The sequence below is a fragment of the Thauera propionica genome, from assembly GCF_002245655.1.
GTDB classification, from domain to species: Bacteria; Pseudomonadota; Gammaproteobacteria; order Burkholderiales; family Rhodocyclaceae; genus Thauera; species Thauera propionica.
In genome coordinates this window covers 16,185-36,215 of the sequence record NZ_NOIH01000014.1, presented here as the reverse complement: position 1 = coordinate 36,215, position 20,031 = coordinate 16,185, and the positions used below count along the sequence as shown (strand labels likewise).

18 protein-coding genes are annotated in these 20,031 nt (G+C 67.1%); 2 read left to right on the top strand and 16 right to left on the bottom strand.

Translation table 11 applies throughout. The annotated features are described in order from the left end of the window. Positions 1 to 46: 46 nt before the first annotated feature. The 5 genes from CGK74_RS12280 to CGK74_RS12260 all read right to left on the bottom strand — a co-directional run bounded on the left by CGK74_RS12280 (position 47) and on the right by CGK74_RS12260 (position 8,882). On the bottom strand, positions 47 to 1,222 hold the full coding sequence (locus CGK74_RS12280) for a DUF1513 domain-containing protein (RefSeq protein ID WP_094268766.1): 1,176 nt from the start codon (positions 1,220 to 1,222) through the stop codon (positions 47 to 49). A gap of 130 nt (positions 1,223 to 1,352) precedes the next feature. Next, positions 1,353 to 3,695: a TonB-dependent receptor gene (locus CGK74_RS12275; protein ID WP_206186244.1), complete on the bottom strand. Its 2,343-nt coding sequence runs from the start codon at positions 3,693 to 3,695 to the stop codon at positions 1,353 to 1,355. A gap of 467 nt (positions 3,696 to 4,162) precedes the next feature. After that, a complete protein-coding gene (locus CGK74_RS12270) occupies positions 4,163 to 5,575 on the bottom strand; it encodes an efflux transporter outer membrane subunit (RefSeq protein ID WP_094268850.1) in 1,413 nt (470 codons plus the stop codon). Between the two features lie 17 nt (positions 5,576 to 5,592). Beyond that, on the bottom strand, positions 5,593 to 7,581 hold the full coding sequence (locus tag CGK74_RS12265; RefSeq protein ID WP_094268765.1) for a MacB family efflux pump subunit: 1,989 nt from the start codon (positions 7,579 to 7,581) through the stop codon (positions 5,593 to 5,595). Then, positions 7,578 to 8,882: an efflux RND transporter periplasmic adaptor subunit gene (locus CGK74_RS12260; protein ID WP_240498711.1), complete on the bottom strand. Its 1,305-nt coding sequence runs from the start codon at positions 8,880 to 8,882 to the stop codon at positions 7,578 to 7,580. Before CGK74_RS12260 ends, CGK74_RS12265 begins: the two co-directional genes overlap by 4 nt. 235 nt (positions 8,883 to 9,117) lie before the next feature. Here CGK74_RS12260 and CGK74_RS12255 point away from each other — a divergent pair, with 235 nt between their 5' ends. Next, positions 9,118 to 10,113: a cytochrome-c peroxidase gene (locus CGK74_RS12255; RefSeq protein ID WP_094268763.1), complete on the top strand. Its 996-nt coding sequence runs from the start codon at positions 9,118 to 9,120 to the stop codon at positions 10,111 to 10,113. Positions 10,114 to 10,251: 138 nt separating this feature from the next. Continuing rightward, complete coding sequence (locus tag CGK74_RS12250; protein ID WP_094268762.1) at positions 10,252 to 10,668, top strand: Fur family transcriptional regulator; 417 nt, start codon at positions 10,252 to 10,254, stop codon at positions 10,666 to 10,668. Positions 10,669 to 10,737: 69 nt separating this feature from the next. Here CGK74_RS12250 and CGK74_RS12245 read toward each other — a convergent pair whose 3' ends face one another. From CGK74_RS12245 to CGK74_RS12195, 11 genes are all read right to left on the bottom strand, one after another. Further along, complete coding sequence (locus CGK74_RS12245; protein WP_094268761.1) at positions 10,738 to 11,169, bottom strand: ExbD/TolR family protein; 432 nt, start codon at positions 11,167 to 11,169, stop codon at positions 10,738 to 10,740. After that, entirely contained in the window at positions 11,169 to 11,939 is a 771-nt protein-coding gene (locus CGK74_RS12240) for a MotA/TolQ/ExbB proton channel family protein (protein WP_094268760.1), read from the bottom strand. The genes CGK74_RS12245 and CGK74_RS12240 overlap by 1 nt, the downstream gene beginning before the upstream one ends. A gap of 3 nt (positions 11,940 to 11,942) precedes the next feature. Further along, the gene (locus CGK74_RS12235) at positions 11,943 to 12,797 is read right to left on the bottom strand and encodes an energy transducer TonB (protein WP_094268759.1); all 855 of its coding nucleotides are present in this window, start codon (positions 12,795 to 12,797) and stop codon (positions 11,943 to 11,945) included. 42 nt (positions 12,798 to 12,839) lie between these two features. Next, entirely contained in the window at positions 12,840 to 13,319 is a 480-nt protein-coding gene (gene bfr, locus CGK74_RS12230; protein ID WP_094268758.1) for a bacterioferritin, read from the bottom strand. Continuing rightward, complete coding sequence (locus CGK74_RS12225) at positions 13,316 to 13,555, bottom strand: (2Fe-2S)-binding protein (protein WP_094268757.1); 240 nt, start codon at positions 13,553 to 13,555, stop codon at positions 13,316 to 13,318. The genes bfr and CGK74_RS12225 overlap by 4 nt, the downstream gene beginning before the upstream one ends. A gap of 44 nt (positions 13,556 to 13,599) precedes the next feature. After that, positions 13,600 to 13,809: a hemin uptake protein HemP gene (hemP, locus tag CGK74_RS12220; protein WP_240498710.1), complete on the bottom strand. Its 210-nt coding sequence runs from the start codon at positions 13,807 to 13,809 to the stop codon at positions 13,600 to 13,602. Between the two features lie 89 nt (positions 13,810 to 13,898). After that, entirely contained in the window at positions 13,899 to 14,348 is a 450-nt protein-coding gene (locus CGK74_RS12215) for a hypothetical protein (protein WP_206186243.1), read from the bottom strand. 12 nt (positions 14,349 to 14,360) lie between these two features. Continuing rightward, entirely contained in the window at positions 14,361 to 16,811 is a 2,451-nt protein-coding gene (locus CGK74_RS12210; protein ID WP_094268756.1) for a putative bifunctional diguanylate cyclase/phosphodiesterase, read from the bottom strand. A 74-nt stretch (positions 16,812 to 16,885) separates the two neighbouring features. Beyond that, the gene (locus tag CGK74_RS12205) at positions 16,886 to 18,268 is read right to left on the bottom strand and encodes a malonyl-CoA decarboxylase (protein WP_094268755.1); all 1,383 of its coding nucleotides are present in this window, start codon (positions 18,266 to 18,268) and stop codon (positions 16,886 to 16,888) included. Positions 18,269 to 18,432: 164 nt separating this feature from the next. Continuing rightward, positions 18,433 to 19,215 (bottom strand): prolipoprotein diacylglyceryl transferase, encoded by a 783-nt coding sequence (lgt, locus tag CGK74_RS12200; RefSeq protein ID WP_094268754.1) that lies wholly within the window; start codon positions 19,213 to 19,215, stop codon positions 18,433 to 18,435. Positions 19,216 to 19,263: 48 nt separating this feature from the next. Then, entirely contained in the window at positions 19,264 to 19,953 is a 690-nt protein-coding gene (locus CGK74_RS12195; RefSeq protein ID WP_094268753.1) for a YceH family protein, read from the bottom strand. Between the last annotated feature and the right edge of the window lie 78 nt (positions 19,954 to 20,031).

Genomic DNA, 20,031 nt, shown 5'->3' with positions numbered 1-20,031 from the left:
GCTGTGACCGGGGCGCCGCCGACGGCAGGCTCCGGTACCCGGTGGATCAGGCTTCCTCGATCAGGATCCAGTGATTGTCGAGCGCCATCGGCTCCGGCCACGCGAGCAGGTTGGCGGGTGCGCTCGGATGCCAGCGGCCCAGTCCGTAGGCGGTGGCGACCAGCACGCCGCCGCCGTCCTGCGGGCCGTGCCAGCCGGCCAGTGCATAGGACGCCTTGAGCTGCACGATGGGCCGCATCTTCTCGGGCAGACCGGGGTGCCACAGGTTGGTGACGTCGGCCTGGTGGCTGGAGAGCGCGAAGCCGTCATGCAGCGCCGGGGCGATGTCGCCAGCGTAGCCGATGCCGTCGTTCTCCTGCGTCGGGACGCTCAGGTGCTCGCCATCGAACACGGCCAGGATCGGGGCGCGACGACGGTCGGCCTCGAGGTCGTGTTCGGCCTGCATCGCGATGCCGAGCAAGGCATCGCCGTCCTGCGGCGGGCGGCTCCAGGCCATGTGGCGCAGGCTCAGCCGCGGGTCGTCGATGCGCCAGTGGCCGAGCAGGGCGCCGTTGGCGGTGTCGATGCGCACCAGCGAGGCGTCCATGCGGTGGAGGTCGACCTTCTTGTCGCTCAGCGTGCGCGGAATGCCGCCATTGGCGACGAACAGGTGGCCCTGGGCGTCGAGCAGCAGCTGGTGCGGGTCGAGACCGTGGGTGTCCCATTCGGCGAGCTTGCGCAGGCTGCGGCGGTCGCGCACGCCGATCCTGCCCTTGCCGCTTCGGAAATCGGTTTCGGTGGTGTACAGGCGCTCGCCATCCGCCGAGGCGATGACATGGCCGCCCAGACGGCACATACCTTCTTCCTGCACGTCGATCTGCTGCACCACCTTGCCCTGCGCATCGCAACGCAGCATCCAGGTGCCGGGCCGGGCACTGCACACCAGCAGCCCGCCACCGGGCTCGGCCATCAGTCCGTGCGGCCGGCTCGGGAGCGGCACCGCATAGCCGAAGCCGAGCTTGCGCGCCTCCCAGTCGGCGATCAGGGTGCCGGCGAAGTTCGGGTCGGTCTCGCGCGGACCGCGCCAGGCGGCCCCAACGACCGCGCGTGTCCCGCTCGGTCCGGCCTGGGCCAGTCGCGGCATGACGATGCTTGCCGTGCCGGCGGCCAGGGTCTGAAGGGCGCGGCGACGCGAGATGCTGAAACGCGGGGGATCGAGGTGAAGCGTGGGTTGGGCGTGCATGGTTGCTCCGTCTCTCGGAGGGTCGGCTCGCCGACCAATTGTGCGGAATGTCAGTCAGGCAAAAGTGTTCAAAACGAAAACGGCCGGGCTGCACGCTGAGGCGCGGCCCGGCCGGGAAAAGCGCTACGACTCAGAAGTCATAGTTCAGGGTCACGCGGGCGTTGCGTGCGTCACCCTTGTAGAGGAAGGAACCCGAACGGTAACCAGCAACGTAGTAGTCCTTGTCGGTCACGTTGCCCACGTTCAGGCGCACGTCCATGTTCTTGTTGATGCGGTAGGTGGCGAACAGGTCGAGCACGGTGTATGACGGGATCGGTTGGCTGTAACGGCCCTGGTCGTCGAAGCCGGCGGCCGAGTCAGGTTGACCGGCGTATTTCTTGCCTTCGTACTTGGCTGCACCCCCGAAGGAGAACTTGTCGGTCGCCTGATACTTCAGCTGGAGGAAGGCGGTGTTGTCGGCGAAGTTGCTGAGCACCTTGCCTTCATTCGCAGCGACGTTCGACTCGAGGATCTTCGACTTCATGAAGGCCACGCCGGCCTGGCCGGTCAGCTTGGGCGTGATCATGCCGGTCAGGGCCAGTTCGAGACCGCGCACACGGTTCTTGCCGGTGTTGAGCGCGCCGGTGGACTCGTAGCCGCTACCGCTCGGTGCCGATTCCATCACGTCGGACTTGGTGATCTGGAACAGCGCGGCGGACAGCAGCAGCTTTTCGCCCATCAGGTTCCACTTCGTGCCGAGCTCGATGCTCTGGGTCTTCTCCGGCTTGCTGTCGGCGATCTCGACCCCGTTTGCGTTATCCACGCAGATGCCGCCGTAGCCGCAGCTGGAGCCGACGTCGGATTCGCCACCGTTGATGTCGCTGGCGGTGGCGTAGCTGATGTAGATATTGGCATCCGGACGGAACTTGTAGGTCAGGCCGAGGTGGCCGTTCCACAGGCTGTCGGAGTACGCGTAGTCGGTCGATACACCGCGCGAGATGGCGGTCGTGTCGTAGTCGTAGCGATCCCAGCGCAGGCCGGCGAAAGCGGTCCATTTGTCGGTCAGGTCGACCGTGTCCATGGCCGACAGCGACACGGTCTTGACGTTCCAGTCGATATCCCAGTCGCCTTTGGAGATGCGACGGTTCATCAGCGTGTTCAGGCCGTTCACCTCCGCGCCGCTCGCATCCGTTGCGCACCAGGCGTTGTTCGATGTCGCGGTGTTGCCGGTGATGCAGTTCTGGCCCGAATTCGTGATGTTATAGACGCCGTTCAGCACGCTGTGCTTGGAGTACTCGAGACCAAAGATGAACTCGTGCTTCAGGCCGCCGATGACCCGGTCCAGGTGAAGGTTGGTCTGGTTGACGAAATAGTCGACTTCTTGCCAGCCGTTGTGGGTGCTGAGGGTGATCGTCGACGCGCCAGCGTTCGGGTCGTTGCGACCGAAGGTGCCGGAGCGGGCACCAGTCGTCACGTAGCCGTTGTCGGCCTGACCGAAACGCGTCAGGTTGGTGATGCGCGTGTCCTGGTCGAACTGGTAGCGCAGGCGTGCGGTAAAGATGTCGACGTCGGAGCTGAGGAAATCCTGCTTTTGCGCATAGACGGGGACGTTCTTGGCCGGCTTGCGATTGGGCAGGGCGCCCACCAGGAAACCGCCCATGTCCGGGTTGTCGTCCGCGTCGAGGCCGTAGTAATCGAGCGTGATGTCGAGGTCGTCGGTCGGGGTCCAGAAACCGGACAGCGCCAGGCCCTTGCGCTCGCGGTCGGTCGGGGCGCGGTCGGGCACTTCCTCGTAGCCGTACAGCAGGTTGGCACGCACGGCGAGGTCTTCGTTGACGACCTGGTTGGTGTCCAGCGTCAGACGGGTGTGCTTGTCGGTGCCGAAGCCGGTCGACAGGCGGGTGTAGGAGTAGTCGGTGGTGGCCTGCTTGGTCACCGAGTTGACCGCGCCGCCCGAGGTGCCGCGGCCGGCGAAGCTGGAGTTCGGGCCCTTGGAGATTTCGACCTGTTCGGTGGCGAAGCTTTCGCGGATGGTCATGCCGGGGTCGCGCAGGCCGTCGACGAAGACGTCGCTGCGGGCCTCCTGGCCGCGGATGATGTAGCGATCGCCGAAGGCGTTGCCGTTCTCGCCGGTGCCGAGAGTGATGCCGGGCTGGGCGTCGAGGATCTCGCGCAGGTCGGTGTAGCCGGAGTCTTCGATCTGGGCTTTGGTCAGGACCTGGATGTTCTGGGCCGTATCGGCCAGTGCACGCTTGTGGCGCTCGTCGCCCGAGTATTTCGCCTTGTAGGGCACGCCCGGTTCGGCATTCGGGTTGGCTTCGAGCGCAGTGCTGACGACGTTAACGGTCTCCAGCTTGGATTCGTCGGCGGGTTTCTGCTCCTGCGCGATGGCGGCCATCGGCATCAGCACGGCAGTCGACAGGCCAAGGGCAATGGCGGCGGGGCGCTTGCGCAGCGATGCGGGCTGCCTGGCGTGAGGGTTCTTCATGGACATCGAGTTTTCCTGATCACGGGTTGCGAGAACGTTCGGGTGATCAGCCCTGGCCTGGCGGGGATGTCGAGTCCGTGTTCGCCGAGCGGCTCACGCCGGCACGGCTGGCCGCATGGCGTGGGTGCCCGCGTCGAGCGGGAAGACGGCGAGCAGCTCGTGGCGTGCGCCGTGATCGGACGTACGGATCCCCGGGTCAAGCGATGAAGGGCTGGCTTGGCTGGCTGATCCGACGTCGCGGAGTGGCTGGCTAGGGCGGGAAATCGATCGTGTGGCGAAGCGCAGACGACCTATCCCACCTCTGCTGTTGCAGATGCTTACTATTCTCAGTAAGAGAGCTGCATGTGTCAACGCGACTGAGAAGAGTTCGCATTAATACAACATGCAAACCATCGCTATGTGCGTGGGCCGGATGGCTGAGGAGTGTGCCGGATCAGTACCGGGCAGTGCTCGGCCGTGGCAGCCGCTTCGGGCTAGCCGTCGCTCGGCGCCTGCCAGCCGCCACCGAGCGCTTTGTAGAGGTTGACCGCGTCCGTCAGCCGCGCTAGCCGCAGCTGCGCCAGTTGGTCCTGTGCGGAGAAAAGCGTGCGTTGTGCATCCAGCACGGTCAGCAGGCTGTCGGCGCCTTCGCGGTAGCGCAGTTCGGCCAGGCGCAGGCTGCGCTGTGCTTCGGCCAGGATCTCGCGCTGGGCTGCTTCCTGGTTAGCATCGCGGGCGCTGTCGGCGAGTGCGTCCTCGACTTCCTTCAGCGCGGCGAGCACGGTGCGGCGGTGAGTCTCGACCAGCTCGCGCTGGCGTGAGCGCTGGATGTCGACGTCGGCAGCGAGGCGGCCACCGTCGAAGATCGTCTGCAGCAGCGAGGCCGACAGCGAGAGCACGCTGTTGCGTCCGACCAACGACAGCAACTCCGCGCTGCTGGTCGCAGCGCCGGCCGACAGGCTGATGCTGGGCAGCAGCGCCCCGCGCGCTGCGGCCAGGTTGGCGGCGGCGGCGGCGAGGCCGGCTTCGCTCGCGGCGATGTCGGGACGACGCCGCAGCAGCTCGGACGGCAGGCCGGCGCCGACGGCGGGCACCTGCAGCCCGGCAAGGCGTTCGCCAGCGATGAAGCCGGCTTGCGGGTTGCGCCCGAGCAGGGTGGCAAGCGCCGAGCGCGTCTGGCGCAGGCTGACTTCGAGTGGCTCGATGGCCTTGCGCTGGTTCAGCACCGTGCTGCGCTGCTGGCTGAGCTCCAGCGCCGACGCGGCACCGTTGTCGTAGCGCGCCTGCACGACGCGCAGCACGCGTTCGGCGATCGTCAGGTTCTGGCGCGCGATGTCGACGCGTTCCTCGAGCGCCAGGCTTTGGAACCACAGCGTGGCAACGTTGGCCGCCATCGACAGGCGCGCCGCGTCGTGGTCGAAGCGCGTCGCTGCGAGGTTGGCGCGGCTTGCGTCTCGGCTTGCGGCCAGGCGGCCCCACAGATCGACTTCATAGCGTGCGTTTAGGTTGACGCTGGTCGAGCCGGATTCGTCACCTTCCGCGCTCTGCACGCCGCTGCCGCCGGCGAGCGACAGCGAGGGCAGCAACGAGGCGCCGGCCTGGCGCAATGCCAGTTCGGCCTGTACCACGCGCTCGGCCTGGATCAGCAGGTCGGGCGCGGCGAGCAGGGCCTCGGCGACCAGTGCGTCGAGCTGCGGCGAGCCGAAGCCCTGCCACCAGGTGTCAGGAAGCTTCGCTGCGGTGCCGGATGCGGCCTCGGACCACTGATCGGGCAGCGCGAGTTCGGGGCGCACGACCGGCTCGGTGATGGCGCAGCCGCCCAGGACACCTGCGGCGAGAAGGGCGAGCGCGACGCGCTTTCCGATGGGGGTGTGGGTAGGGTGAGGGTGGGCGTGAAGGGAGTGCATGTGCGGGGCGTTCTGTTTCATTCCGACGCCAGGGCGACGACGGGATCGAGCCGGGCGGCCTTGCGCGCCGGCAGGTAGCCGAAGATGAGGCCGGTGAGGAAGGCGCAGCTGAAGGCGAGCACGACTGGCGTCAGCGAGTACTGCACCGCGGTGCCGAAGCGCGCGATGATCGCCGCACTGCCCAGCCCGACCGCCACCCCGATCAGCCCGCCGACGGCGGACACGACCAGCGCTTCGATCAGGAACTGCTGCAGGATGTTCTTCATGCGTGCGCCGGTCGCCATGCGGATGCCGATCTCGCGCGTGCGCTCGGTCACCGACACCAGCATGATGTTCATGACGCCGATGCCGCCTACCAGCAGCGAGATCGCCGCCACCGTGCCGAGCAGGATGGTGAGCGTGTTCTGCGTCTCGGACACGGTGTCGATCACCGAGGCCATGTTTCGGATCTGGAAATCCTCGACGCCGTGGCGTGCCAGCAGCAGGCTCGTGACCTCGGCCTGGGTGTCGTCGATCTGCGCGACGTCCTCCACCGCCACCGTGACGTTGCGCAGGAAGCGCTGGCCGGTGATGCGCAGGCTGCCGGTGGTGTAGGGCACGAACACGATGTCGTCCTGGTCCTGCCCCCAGGGCGTGGCGCCCTTGGGTGTCATCACGCCGACCACCTGGAAGGGGATGTTGTTCACCAGCACGAACTGGCCGATGCCGTCACCGGCCGGGAACAGGGCCCGGGCCACCGTCTGCCCGAGCACGGCGACCGTGGCGTAGCGCGCCTCGTCCTCGGCGCTGAAGAAGGTGCCGGCGGCGGGCGCCCAGTTGCGCGCGACGACGTAGTCGGCCGAGGTGGCATTGACGCTGGTGCGGTGGTCGACGTTGCCGGTGCGCACCGTAATCGTGCCCCCTTGCTCGGGGACCGAGGCGAGCACGTTCGGCAGTTCGGCGATGGCCTGCACGTCCTCGATCACCAGCGTCGCGGGCGCGTCCCGCCCGCGCGTATTGGGCGCCCCGGGGCGGATCGTGAGCAGGTTGGTGCCCATCGCGCTGACCTGGTCGATGACCTTCTGCTTGGCACCGTCACCGATTGCGAGCATGGCGATTACGGAGGCCACGCCGATGACGATGCCGAGCAGCGTCAGGATGGCGCGGAACAGGTTGGCCCGCAGCGCCCGCAGCGCGGTGCGGGTGGCCTCGACGACGTCCGACAGCGGCGAGGTGCGATCGATGTGCGGGGCGAAGTCGGGCTCAGGGGCCTGCGGCAGGCGCGGGCCGGGGTCGGCGACGATGCGGCCGTCACGGATCTCGATGATGCGTTGCGCCTGCTCGGCGACCTCGCGCTCGTGCGTGATCAGCACGATGGTGTGGCCGGCGGCGGACAGCTCGCGCAGCAGCTTCATGACCTCGGCGCCGCTCTTGCTGTCGAGCGCGCCGGTCGGCTCGTCGGCGAGGATGATGCGACCGCCGTTCATCAGTGCGCGCGCGATCGACACGCGTTGCTGCTGACCGCCCGAGAGCTGGTTGGGGCGGTGGTGGACACGTTCGGCCAGCCCCAGCGTCGACAGCAGTTCGGACGCGCGCTGGTGGCGTTCGTCGGGCGGCATGCCGGAATACACGGCCGGGACCTCGACGTTCTCGCGCGCGGTGGCACCGCCGATCAGGTTGTAGCTCTGGAACACGAAGCCGAAGGCCTCGCGCCGCACCCGCGCAAGCGCGTCACGGTCGAAGCCGGCGACGTCCTCGCCCATGAAGCGGTAGGTGCCGCTGGTCGGACGGTCGAGGCAGCCGAGGATGTTCATCAGCGTCGACTTGCCCGAACCGGAGGCGCCGACGATAGCAACGAACTCACCGGGGTGGATCTCGAGGTCTATGCCGTGCAGCACCTGGGTCTCGACCTCTCCGTTGCGAAAGCTGCGCGTGATGCCCTGCAGTGCGATCAGCGGCGCCGTGGTGGTCGACGCGGGCGTGGACGACGCGGTCGAATCCAGCGGTGGAAGACGTTCGGCCTTCATAGTCTGGGCGGCATCTGCGGACGGTTGCTGCTTTCGGCGCCACTGCTGCCAAGGCCGGCGACGACGCGCTCGCCTTCCTCGAGGCCTTCCAGAACCTGGGCCTGCACCCGGTTGGATACGCCGATGCGCACCTTGCGTTCCTCCAGCACGCCGCCCGCGTTGAGGACCTTGACCGTGCCGCCCGAAAGTGGGGCGCGCGATGTGCCAGGGCGCGGACCGCCAGTGCGACTGGCGCCAGAGGCTTCGCCGCCGCCGTTGTTCGAACCGCTCGCGCCACCGCCGGTGCGGGCGCCGCCGGCCGCCGGTGCGGGCCGGATGGCGCCCTGAGCCAGCGCCGCCATCGGCACCAGCAAGGCATCCTTCGCCTGGGCGACGACGAAGAAGACCTGCGCCGTCATCTGCGTCATCAGCAGGCCGTCGGGGTTCTGCACGTCGAACAGTGCGTTGTAGAGCACCACGTTGTTGGTCACGGTCGGCGTCGGTTCGATCTTCTCGAGTCTGCCCTGCCAGCGCTTCCCACCACCGCCCAGCGTCGTGAAGTAGGCGTCCATGCCGAGCTTGAGGCGGCTGATGTCGGCTTCCGACACCTGGGTCTGCACCGTCATGGTGTTGAGGTCGGCAACACGCAGGATCACCGGCGCCTGCTGGTTGGTGTTGAGCGTCTGGCCCTGGCGGGCGGTGATCGACACCACGGTGCCGCTCATCGGCGACAGGATGCGGGCGTACTGCAGGTTGGCCTCGTCGGCGCGCAGCGTGGATTCGATCTGCTCGATCTGGGCGCCGAGTGCCTCGAGCTGCGCCTCGGCCGACTTGGCGCTTGCTTCGGCGGTCTGCAGGCTCTCCTTGGTGGTGGCGTCCTCGGCCATCAGCGCTTGCTGGCGGCGCAACTGGATGTGCGCCAGGGCGAGTTGCGCCTCGCGCTCCTTCAGCGAGGCGCGCAGGTTGCGCAGCTGCGCGCGCGAGGCGTCGACCCTCGCGCGGTAGACCGTGGGGTCGATCTCGGCGAGCAGGTCGCCTTCCTTCACCTCGCTGCCGACCTCGACATGGATCTTCTCGAGCTGGCCGGAAACCTGGGCGCCGACATCGACATAATCGCGCGGCTGCAGCGTGCCGGTGGCGGTCACGAGATCTTCGACGTCGCCGCGCTGCACGGTGGCGAACTGGTAGGCGGCGAGTGGATCGCTGCGGCCGACAAGCTGCGGCCAGGCCAGCCAGGCGCCGGTTGCAGCCAGGCCGAGCACGATGAGGACGATACCGGTGCGCAAGCCGCGGTGGCGGGCGTTGGGAGAGGATTGGGTCATTGTGTCGTTTGGAAAGGTCGGAGGGGCCGTCGCGTGGCCTCTGGAAGACAGTGGGCCAAGCATAGACGTTCGCTGCACGCGCCTTTGTATCGTATTGAAGCCACCGATCGGACCACGCACGACTTCTGATCTGGATCAAGAAAGCCGGCTGCAAGCACGGGTCTAATGGGCGTCAAATTTAGATCAAGTCTAAAACAGTCTCAAAACAAGGCTTCAATCAAGCAAGGAGAACACCATGAAGTTGAAGGCGATTGCGATTGCTTCCGCGCTGGCCGTGGCCGGCACCGCCTGGGCCGCGTCGGTTCGCGACGAACCGATCCAGCCGATCCAGCCGGCCAAGGTCACCAACCCGGCACTGGTCGAGCTGGGCAAGAAGCTATATTTCGATCCGCGCCTGTCGCGCTCGGGCTTCATCTCCTGCAACTCCTGTCACAACCTGTCGATGGGCGGCAGCGACAACCTGAAGACCTCGATCGGCGACAAGTGGCAGCAGGGCCCGATCAACTCGCCGACCGTGCTGAACTCCAGCCTGGCCGTGGCGCAGTTCTGGGACGGCCGTGCGGCTGACCTGAAGGAGCAGGCCGGTGGCCCGATCGCCAACCCGGGCGAGATGGCCTTCACCCACGACCTCGCCGTCGGCACGCTGCGTACCATCCCGGGCTATGTGGCGGAGTTCAAGTCGGTGTTCGGTTCGGCCGACATCAACATCGACAAGATCACCCAGGCGATCGCCGCCTTCGAGGAAACCCTCGTCACGCCGAACTCGCCGTTCGACCAGTGGCTGAAGGGCGACGACAAGGCGCTGAACGACCGCGAACTCGCCGGCTATGGCCTGTTCAAGGAAAGCGGCTGCGTGGCCTGCCACAACGGTCCGGCGGCCGGCGGTACCTCGTTCCAGAAGATGGGTCTGTTCGAGCCGTACAAGACGAACAACCCGGCCGAAGGCCGTGCGGGCGTCACCGGCAAGGATGAAGACCGCATGAACTTCAAGGTGCCCACACTGCGCAACGTGGAGCTCACCTACCCGTACTTCCACGACGGCGAAGCCGCGACGCTGGAACAGGCGGTGGAGCTCATGGGCCGCCTGCAACTGGGTCGCAAGTACAGCGAACAGGAGATCTCCGACATCGTCGCCTTCCTGAAGACGCTGACCGGCGACCAGCCGACCTTCGTGATGCCGATCCTGCCGCCGTCGTCCAACGCGACGCCGAAGCCGAATCCCTGGCAGTAAGCCTTGCAATAAGAGCCCGGCCGACTCCTCAAGGAGGGCCGGGCTTTTTTGCACGGACGCAATGGCGGGCGTAGACTTGAAGCTGCTTCGCATTCGTCCCGAAGACAAGACAAGACCCGGACGGGCCCAGAGAGAGACATGAACCTACATAGCACTCAAGACGCGATTGCCTGCCTGCGCAGCGTCGGCGTCCCCGTGACCCAGCAGCGCATCGAGATTGCACGCGTCCTGTTCGCGCGCCCGGTGCATCTGTCGGCCGATCAGGTGCTCGAGCGGGTGCGCGTCAATGCGCCCGACACCTCCCGCGCCACGGTCTACAACACGCTGCGCCTGTTCCGCGAGAAGAACTTGGTACGCGAACTGATCGTTGATCCGGACCGGGTGGTGTTCGATTCGAACACCGACCCGCATTACCACCTTTACGACGTCGATACCGGTGAAGTGCGCGATGTCGCGGCGGACGAACTCACCGTCGTCGGCGTGCCGCATCTGCCCGAGGGCATCGAACTCGAGCAGGTCGACGTGATCATCCGGGTGCGCGGCAAGCGCGGCTGAACGCGCTGCCGGATGTAGAACGGCCGCCACAAGGGCGGCCGCGTTCCTTTTCTTCCTTCCGTCCGCGAACTATCGGACGTCCGGCTCGCTGCTCGGCTGGGTGATGAAGCCCATCTTCTCGATGCCCGCCTCGCGTGCCAGCGACATCACCTCGGCGAGCTTCTGGTAGCGCGTCTCGCGGTCGGCTCGCAGGTGCAGCTCCGGCTGCGGCTTCTGTTCGGCGGCGGCCTTCAGGCGTGCCGGCAGGGCCGCGTCGTCGAGGGCGTCGTTGTTCCAGAACAGCTTGCCTTCGCCGTTGATCGACAACGACACCGTTTCCGGTTTCTCCTGCGTGGGCTGGCTCGAGGCCTGCGGCAGGTCGATCTTGACCGAGTGCGTCAGCAGCGGTGCAGTGATCATGAACACGATCAGCAGCACCAGCATGACGTCGATCAGCGGCACCATGTTGATTTCGCTTTGCAGGGGACGGCTGTCCCCGGAGTTGAAGCCGCCGAAGGCCATCATGCGGCTCCGTTGGCCGTCCCGCCGATCGGCGCCACGACCTTGGCGGGCGAGCGATCGTTGGCTGCCTGCGCGGTCACTGGTGCGATGCGGGCGCCGGTCGAGAACCAGGCGTGCAGATCATGCGCGAAGGCGTCCAGCTCGGACAGTTCGACGCGATTGGCGCGCGTGATGGCGTTGTAGGCGAGCACGGCCGGGATTGCGACGAAGAGGCCGAAGGCGGTCATGATCAGTGCTTCGCCGACGGGGCCGGCAACCTTGTCCAGCGTCGCCATGCCCGAGGCGCTGATGTTGACCAGCGCGTGGTAGATGCCCCACACCGTGCCGAACAGGCCGACGAAGGGGGCGGTGGAGCCGATCGAGGCGAGCACCGTCATGCCCGACTCGAGGCCCGCCGTCGACAGCGCGATCGACTTGCGCAGCGCGCGTGTGATGACTTCGTCGGCATCGAGCTTGCCACCCAGCGTTTCGCTGGCGGTGTGGCGGCGGATGTGCTGTGCGGCGGCCGCACCCTGCTGTGCGAGGGCTTCGAAGGGCGAGTCGGGTGCCTGGGTGCTGAGACGCTTGAGGCCACTGTCCAGGTCCGGTGCCGTCCAGAAGGCTTCCACCGCGCCTTCATGGCGCCGTGCGCGCAACTGGCGCAGGCCGCGGGCGATGATGAGATACCAGCTGGTGATCGACATCACCAGCAACATGAGCGCGACGGCGCGGATCACGGCATCGGATTGCGCCCACAGGTGAGCAAGGCCGAAGGCCTGCGTTGTTTCCATCGTTCAGTTTCCTTTGAGTTTGAATACGATCGGCACCAGCACCCAGGCTTCGACCGCCGTGTCGCCCTGGCGGGCCGGCACGAAGCGCCAGCGTGCGACGGCCTCTTCGGCCGCGCGGTCGAGGCGGTCGGAACCCGAGCTGGTACGCAGTTCGATACGGTTCGGCCGGCCGTCGGGCGACACCAGGACGCGCAGCATGACCTGGCCTTCCTCGCGCAGACGGCGCGACAGCATGGGGTAGGCGGGTGCCGGGTTGTTGAGGTAGGCCGCATCGAAGCGTGCCGCCGTGATCGGCGCTGCCGCGGCCGGCGCGGCGGCAGCTGGTGCCGTGGGTTGAGTGGCTGGTGCCGCGGCGACAGGTTCGGCGGGAGCCGGCGGGCTGGGCTCGGGCTCGGGCGCGGGTGTGTTCTCGGTCAGGGCGGTCGGTGACTCCGTGACTTTCGGCGTTGGCGCCGGACGGGGTTTCGGTTTCGCTGCGGGCTTGGGCGGCAGAGGTTTCGGCGGCTCGACCTTCTCGACCTTGGGTTCAGGTGGCGCAGGTGGGGGAGGAACGTCGACCGGCGCCGGCGAAACCGGCTGGACGGCGGGCTCGGCCGGAATCAGTGCGAGTGTGATGCTCGTCAGTTCCGGTACCACGACGGGGCGCGTCGCCAGATGGGCCAGCGTTGCCAGACCGGCAAGATGCGCGAACACGACCAGGGCCGCCACGCCCGCACGCTGGGTGCCGGTGCCACGGGTGAGACGCAGGCCCGCTCCCGGCAGCCGGACGGAGGCGCCGACGGACTCGAGCCGGTACTTACGTGGATCGGGGGGCGGATAGAGTGGCAACGGCGGGAGCGCGTGGGCAGCGGAGGTCATCGGCAATTGAACGCGCGCCCGGTGGGGCGCGCGTGGTCAGGGTCAGGAAGCGCTGGGCTCCATCTGTGACTGGAGGTAGTTCTGCAGGCCGACGCTGTCGATCAGGCCGAGCTGGGTCTCGAGGTAGTCGATGTGTTCTTCGGTGTCCTCGAGGATGTGCTCGAAGAGCTCGCGCGACACGTAGTCCTTACAGGACTCGCAGTAGGCGATCGCTTCGATCAGGTTGGCGCGACCGCCGAGTTCGAGCTTGAGGTCGCCCTGCATGCATTCGGGCACGTTTTCGCCGATCAGCAGCTTGTCGAGGTTCTGCAGGTTAGGCAGGCCCTCGAGGAACAGCACGCGCTCGATCAGCATGTCGGCATGCTTCATCTCCTCGATCGACTCCTCGTACTCATGCTTGCCGAGGCGGGTGAAGCCCCAGTTCTTGTACATGCGCGCATGCAGGAAGTACTGGTTGATCGCAGTCAGCTCGATGGTGAGTTGCTTGTTGAGGAACTGGATGACCTTCTTGTCGCCTTTCATATCGCCTCCAGAGCGAGCGGGAACGTAGGCCGCGCGAACACGGGGCGTGTCGCGGCGGGCTCACTGGTGTGCTCGGCCAGAGTCGCCCGAAGGCAGTCATGCGCGCACTTCGCGCAACGACCGCACTCGGCCGTCACGCCGAGATCCCGCCGCAAATGGCGCAGGGTCGTGGCGCCCTCGCGCACGGCGGCAACGATGTGGCGTTCGGTGACGGCATTGCACACACAGACGTACATAGTTTAAGCCTCGTTGCTGGATTCTGCCCGGTCGCGCGGGCGCTTCACTTGGTCAGGATCAACTTGCCGGAGCGCGTTGCGCGCAGGACGTAGCGCTCGCCCAGATGCTCGATCGTCACTGCCGTGCGGCCTGCCAGCAGAGCCTCGCTCGACAGCGTCGGACCTGTCCCGCCTGCTTGCGAGGTGCGCACCGAGGAGGTGCCGGCATGAACCGGTTCTGCGCAGGAGGGCGAGTCGGACGGGCTGATCGACATGATCTGATTACAAAAATAAGAACGATTCGCATTACATCACGGACGCGAGATCGCGTCAATCGCACCACGTCTCGCGGCGCAGGCGTTCGCTACTCCAGATGGAGCAGGATGTGCAGGCTTGGGTCGCTCGCGAAGGTGTCCGGGAGATAACCGACCGTGCCGGGGTTCTCCAGCAGCAAGCGGCGGGCGTCTTCGACGCTGACGGATTCGCGTGGCGGCAGGGCACGGCCGGTAAAGACCATGCGCGACCAGTAAGCCCGGATCTGGCTCGGGTTCTTCCCCGTCAGCAGGCGGTAGAACTGATCGCGCACCGGGCCCGGCGGCAGGTCCAGCAGCAGCAGGGGGCGGCCGTCGGCAAGCGAGGATCGGCGGCCGAGGTACAGCTGCTCGGCCTCCTCGCGGCTCAGCGTGTCCACATTCGAATCGGCCGATGTGACGAGAATCACCTCCGCATGTACGGCAGGCGCCAGCAGAGCCGCCAGCGCCGCGCAGCGTGCGATCCAGGTCCGGAGCACGGAGCGGCGGGAGGAGGATGGCATCGGCCGCATCCTTCAGTGCGCAGCTTGTCGCGACGGTGATTCGCCGCGCAGCCATTGTTGCGCGGCGTCACGGTCCATCGCGCGCGCGAAAAGATAGCCTTGGCCGAAGTCGCAGCCCAGGGCGCGCAGGACCTCGAGTTGCCGTTCGTCCTCGATGCATTCGGCGACGACGGCGATGCCGAGGTCGTGCGCAAGCTCGATGCTGCGGCGGACGATCGCGCGCAACCGGAGATCCTCGGTGATCGAACGCACGAAGGAACCGTCCAGCTTCACCTGGTTGCAGGGCATCGTGTGCAGGTAGCTCAGCGTCGAGTAACCCGTGCCGAAATCGTCGATCAGGATCTCGATGCCGGCTGAGCGCAGGTCGCGCAGCGTCTTCATCGCTGGTCCGGCCGGATGTGCGAGCAGGCTTTCGGTGACCTCGAAGCGGATCTGGTCGTGCGCGACGCCATGGCGGTCGATGACCGCGAGCAGCTCGGTCGTCAGCATCGGGCGTGCCAGCTGGCGCGCAGAAAGATTGACGCTCACTCGCGCGGGCGGCGCGTCGGGCGCGGCATCGCGCCAGCGGCGCAGGTCGGCACAGGTGATGCGCAGTACCTCCATGCCGAGGTCGTGGATCAGGTCCAGCGTCTCGGCCAGCGGGATGAACTCGGACGGCGACAGCAGGCCATGGGTGGCGTGCGGCCAGCGTACCAGCGCCTCGAAGCTGGAGGTCCGGCGCGTGGTGAGCGACACGATGGGCTGGTAATGCACTGCGAGTCCGCCATGGGCGAGCGCCCAGCGCAGGTCGGACTCCAGTTGCAGGGCCCGGACGGCCTGCGCGTGCATCGAGGCATGGAAGAACTCGATCGGCGCCGATTCGCTCTGCCGGGCCTTGTGCAAGGCATTGTCGGCATCGCGCAGCAGCCCCTGTGCATCCTCGTCGTCCTCGCTGAGGGCGACGCCGATCCGGCAGCGTGGATGCAGGATGCGGTCGGCGCTGCGCACCACGAAGGCAGGCAGCGCGATCAGCGACTCGCCGATCCGCAGCGCTTCGGCGGAATTCTGCAGGCCGTTGAGCAGTACGGCGAACTGGTCGCCGCCGACGCGGGCGACGACGTCGCCTTCGCGCATCAACGAGGTGATGTGGTTGGCCACGCGTCGCAACAGATCGTCGCCGACCGCGTGGCCGTAGCTGTCATTGACGAGGCTGAAGCGTTCGACGTTGATCGCCAGTACCGCCAGCTGGAAACCTTCGTCGCGGCGGCGCTGGGCAAGCGCGTGGTTGACGTGCTCGATGAACAGCGCTCGGTTCGGCAGGCCGGTGAGCCCGTCGTGCAGCGCATCATGGATCAGTTGTTGCTCGGCCCGCTTGCGCTGGTCGATGTCGCTGATGGAGCCCGCCATGCGGCCGACGCGCGCCTTGCCGTTCGGGCGCGCGACGCCGCGGGTGAGTACCCAGCGGTAGTCGCCGGCCGGCTGGCGTACCCGGTGTTCCATCATGAACTGGCTGCTTTCGCCCTTGAGATGGGCGACCATCCGTTCGCGGTAGAGGGCGACGTCGTCCGGGTGGATGTATTCGAGAAAGGCCTGGGGCACGTTCGGCAGAGTACCCGGTGCGAGGCCGAGGATCTCGCAGAAGCGGTCCGAGTAATAGGCTGTACCGGTCGGGATGTCCCAGTCCCACAGGCCGTCGTTGGCGCCGCGCATGGCCAGCGCATGGCGTTCTTCGCTGGCCTTCAGGCGCGCGGCGCTCTCCTGCAGTTCGGCGACGCGCCGCTGCAGGGTCGACGCCATGATGTTGAAGTGGCGGGCGATGACTGCCAGTTCGTCGTCGCCTCGCGCCGGGACGCGGTGGTCGAGATGCCCGTCGGCAATCGCCCGGCTGCCCGCCAGCAGGCGCCCGAGATTGCGCGTGAGGAAGTAGCCGACAGTCGACAGCAGCACGAAAGTCAGCGCGATTTCGACCAGGGCGATCACCAGGCCCTGCTCGGTGATCGCGCGCCGGGCGGCGGCGAGGGTCTGCACTGAAACGCCGAACTGCATGAATCCGACTTCGTTGCGCGGCAGCAGCAGGGGGTGGCGCACATGCACCAGTCCATCACCGCGCAGGCGCGAGAAGAATCCGGTACCCGGCTCGGTCGCCGCGGGGAGCTGCGCCATGTCGGGTAGCCCGGCGCTGACGAGCGGCGTCTGGTCCGGTGCGACGATGCGCACGTAGACCAGGCCTTCCGTCGTGCCTGCCAGGAGTTCGCCGAGCACGTCTTCCAGCGCCTCGTAGCGCTGCTGTTCTCCGTAGGCCGTCGCCATCGCATGCAGCATGCTGGCGTTCTGGCTGATGGTCGTGTCGAGACTGGCCGATGCGGCGTCGTTCATCAGGCGCACACTGTTGGCGAGCAGCAGGCTCAGCAATACGACCTGCACGGTCGTGCTGGCCAGCAGCAGGCGGACCCGGATCGATGCGCGGTGAAAGGGAAGGCGCATGCTTGGGTTCTCAGCGCGCAGGGGCTTGGCGTGGAGGGCGCGGGCGGGAGAGGGTCATGGGGCCGGTTGTCGTGTCAGCGTCGCGCCTGTCGTTTGACCGCGGCGGAGGCATCGATGCGGCCCTCGCTGGCGAAGGCCTCGAGGTTGGTCTCGATGCGGTCGGGGTCGTAGAGGTAATTGACCATGATGCCCCATGACTGGCCGAGGCCCTTGGCCGAGGTATCGGCGAGCCAGTTGAGGCGTTCGACGCGGGCGCCGTTGCCGAGGTGGAAGCGGGCGACTGCATCCACCGGCTTGCCGTCGCGGCTGGCATGCACCAGGTAACGCGCCGCCAGCTTGAGCAACGGGTCGCGCAGGGCGCGTGCGAGCGCTTCGTCCTCGGTCCATTCCGCGCTGGCCTCGAGAATGCGGGCAAGGCGTGGCGAGTCCGGGCTGTCGATGCCGGCTGCGGCGAGGCGCTTCCAGTCGGAGGGCGTGATCGCCGCGGCGAGCTCCTGAGGATTCTTCTGCGCCCAGCGCACGAGCCCGGGAATCGGCGACAGCGTGGCGAAGGTCTTGAGGCGCGGGAAGTCGCGCTGCAGGTCGTCCACGACGCGCTTGAGCAGGAAGTTACCGAAGGACACGCCGCGCAGGCCGGTCTGCGTGGCGCTGATCGAATAGAAGATGGCCGTCGTGGCCTTGCTCGCGTCGGTGAGCGGAGCCTCGATGTCGAGCAGCCGCTGTACGTCGTCGGCCAGGTCCTCGAGCAACGCGACCTGCACGAAGATCAGCGGCTCGAGCGGCATGCGCGGATGGAAGAAGGCGTAGCAGCGGCGGTCGGAGTCGAGACGGTTCTTGAGGTCGTCCCACGAGCGGATCTCGTGCACCGCCTCGTACTCGACGAGCTTCTCGAGCAGCGCGGCGGGCGAGCTCCAGGTAATGCGCTGCAACTCCAGGAAGCCGACGTCGAACCAGGCCGACAGACGGGCTTCCAGTTCGCGGTCGAGCGGCTTGAGCAGCGGCTCGTCGGCAACGAAGCGCAACAGGTCGGCGCGCAGGTCCACCAGGAACTTGACGCCCTGCGGAATGGCGTTGAACTGCGTGAGGATGCGCAGCCGGCGGGAACGCATCGCGGCCCTGAGCTGGGCCTCCGCGTCCCACTGGCCGGGGGTGCCGACGGCAGCCTGGTAGGCCTTGTGCGCGGTGTTGACGCGTGCCGGGTCGGGGCCGAACTCGAGCGCGATCATCTTCAATACCGCGCGGCGACCGGCATCGTCGAGGCGGAGATAGGTCTCGGCGAGCCTTGCGGCGCGCTGTCGCGTCGAGATCTCGCCGCCCCGTCCTTCGGCGCACTCCTGCAGCTGGCTGCGGATGCGCTCAAGGTCGCGGGTGCTCGGCTCGGCGTCGCGCCTGGCCTGCCCGCCGACCAGCTGACGCATCCTCGAAAGGCTTCGCGAAACCAGTCCTGCGGCCGTCATGTGTTCCCCCTCATACGTCATGCGTGTTTCCACGGATCATAACGCGGGGCGCCCGTCTTGGGCCCGAAATGGGCAGGAAAGGAAGGAAATGGCAGGACCTTCTTCACGGCCCCGAAGCCGTCGGCGTTCCCCGTTCGGTTCGACTCGTGGCCAGCCGAGCCGGTTCAGCGACGGCTGTGCAGCAGCAGGCCCGCACCGACGATGACCATGGGTACGCACAGCCATTGCGCGGTGGACAGACCAAGCGCGAGCGTGCCGAAGATGCCGGGGTCTGGCGTGCGGAAGAACTCCGCGGCGAAGCGCAGGCTGCCATAGCCGATCAGGAAAACGGCTGACACTGCGCGCACGGGGCGCGGGCTGGCCGAGTACCACCACAGGAGCGCAAACAGCAGCAGGCCCTCGCCCATCGCCTGGTAAAGCTGCGACGGGTGGCGCGGCAAGGCGTCCACCCAAGGGAAGATCATCGACCACGGCAGGTCCGCCTCCACTGGTCGGCCCCACAGTTCGCCGTTGATGAAGTTGCCGATGCGGCCCGCCGCCAGGCCGGTCGGTACCAGCGGCGCGATGAAGTCGGTGACCTGCCAGAAGCCCTTGCCGTGACGCCGCCCGTACAACCACATCGCCGCCAGTACGCCGAGGAAGCCACCATGGAAGCTCATGCCGCCCTTCCAGATGGCGAGGATCTCACCCGGATGCTGCAGGTAGTAGCCGGGCTGGAAGAACAGCACTTCGCCCAGGCGGCCGCCGACGATCACGCCCAGCACGCCGTACATCAGCAGGTCGTCGATCATCTGCGCATTCCAGCCCAGCTCGGGGCGGCGGCGCGCATGCAGACGCCCGAGCACGACGAAGAGCACGAAGGCGATCAGGTACATGAGGCCGTACCAGCGTACCGAGAGCGGACCGATGGAAAGGGCGATGGGGTCGAATTGCGGGTGGGTCAGCATGGGCGTGGGCAGGGTTGGGCGGGGCCGTGATGGCAGGCCCCTTTGCGATCAGTCGAACTGCTGGCGGAAGGTGTCGAACTCGCGCCGCAAGGCATCGAAGTCTTCCCGCAGACGGCGGATCTCGTCCTCGAGTTCCGCAACGCGACCGCGGCCGACGCTCGAGCCGCCACCGGACTGCAGGCTGTCGGCCATCTCGTCGACGGCGGCCTGGCCACCCAGCAGATGGACGTGGCGCGTTTCCTTGGTGCCAGGTGCGCGCGGCAGGGCGGCTGCCAGCGGCGGGTATTTCTCCGCCAGATGCTCGAGCACCGCATCCACCGCGGCGATGTCGTCGAAGCGGTGCAGGCGCTCGCAGCGCTGGCGCAGTTCTCCGGCGGTCTGCGCGCCGCGCAGCATCAGCATCGCCAGCACGGCCTGTTCGGCGGGCGGCAGCGAATGGCGCAGGCGCACAAGGTGTTCGTACTTGGCGACGCGTGCGCTGGGCTGGTCGCGCTTGGCGACGAGGCGGCGGCCGATCAGGCTGTCGATCGCGGCCTGGACTTCGGATTCGGACAGGCTCATCACCGGCTCGCGCGCGGTAAGCTGGTTGCAGCCGGTGACGATGCCATTGACCGACATCGGGTAGGCGTCGGGGGTGATGAAGGATTTCTCGATCAGCACGCCGAGCACGCGAATCTCGGCAGCATCGAGGTCGAAGCCCGGTTCGCTGGCAGTGTCGGTGACGGGGGTGTCCTGCATGACGGCTCCTGGCGAAAGTCGAGAGCCCGGATGATACGCATGCTTCGTCGCCCGCGTTAGAATCACACGCTTTCCCGC

Excerpts from the sequence above, each read along its gene's own strand:
- CGK74_RS12280 (WP_094268766.1), bottom strand. The coding sequence starts at position 1,222 with ATGCACGCCCAACCCACGCTTCACCTCGATCCCCCGCGTTTCAGCATC.
- CGK74_RS12275 (WP_206186244.1), bottom strand. The coding sequence starts at position 3,695 with ATGTCCATGAAGAACCCTCACGCCAGGCAGCCCGCATCGCTGCGCAAG.
- CGK74_RS12270 (WP_094268850.1), bottom strand. The coding sequence starts at position 5,575 with ATGCACTCCCTTCACGCCCACCCTCACCCTACCCACACCCCCATCGGA.
- CGK74_RS12265 (WP_094268765.1), bottom strand. The coding sequence starts at position 7,581 with ATGAAGGCCGAACGTCTTCCACCGCTGGATTCGACCGCGTCGTCCACG.
- CGK74_RS12260 (WP_240498711.1), bottom strand. The coding sequence starts at position 8,882 with ATGACCCAATCCTCTCCCAACGCCCGCCACCGCGGCTTGCGCACCGGT.
- CGK74_RS12255 (WP_094268763.1), top strand. The coding sequence starts at position 9,118 with ATGAAGTTGAAGGCGATTGCGATTGCTTCCGCGCTGGCCGTGGCCGGC.
- CGK74_RS12250 (WP_094268762.1), top strand. The coding sequence starts at position 10,252 with ATGAACCTACATAGCACTCAAGACGCGATTGCCTGCCTGCGCAGCGTC.
- CGK74_RS12245 (WP_094268761.1), bottom strand. The coding sequence starts at position 11,169 with ATGGCCTTCGGCGGCTTCAACTCCGGGGACAGCCGTCCCCTGCAAAGC.
- CGK74_RS12240 (WP_094268760.1), bottom strand. The coding sequence starts at position 11,939 with ATGGAAACAACGCAGGCCTTCGGCCTTGCTCACCTGTGGGCGCAATCC.
- CGK74_RS12235 (WP_094268759.1), bottom strand. The coding sequence starts at position 12,797 with ATGACCTCCGCTGCCCACGCGCTCCCGCCGTTGCCACTCTATCCGCCC.
- bfr (WP_094268758.1), bottom strand. The coding sequence starts at position 13,319 with ATGAAAGGCGACAAGAAGGTCATCCAGTTCCTCAACAAGCAACTCACC.
- CGK74_RS12225 (WP_094268757.1), bottom strand. The coding sequence starts at position 13,555 with ATGTACGTCTGTGTGTGCAATGCCGTCACCGAACGCCACATCGTTGCC.
- hemP (WP_240498710.1), bottom strand. The coding sequence starts at position 13,809 with ATGTCGATCAGCCCGTCCGACTCGCCCTCCTGCGCAGAACCGGTTCAT.
- CGK74_RS12215 (WP_206186243.1), bottom strand. The coding sequence starts at position 14,348 with ATGCCATCCTCCTCCCGCCGCTCCGTGCTCCGGACCTGGATCGCACGC.
- CGK74_RS12210 (WP_094268756.1), bottom strand. The coding sequence starts at position 16,811 with ATGCGCCTTCCCTTTCACCGCGCATCGATCCGGGTCCGCCTGCTGCTG.
- CGK74_RS12205 (WP_094268755.1), bottom strand. The coding sequence starts at position 18,268 with ATGACGGCCGCAGGACTGGTTTCGCGAAGCCTTTCGAGGATGCGTCAG.
- lgt (WP_094268754.1), bottom strand. The coding sequence starts at position 19,215 with ATGCTGACCCACCCGCAATTCGACCCCATCGCCCTTTCCATCGGTCCG.
- CGK74_RS12195 (WP_094268753.1), bottom strand. The coding sequence starts at position 19,953 with ATGCAGGACACCCCCGTCACCGACACTGCCAGCGAACCGGGCTTCGAC.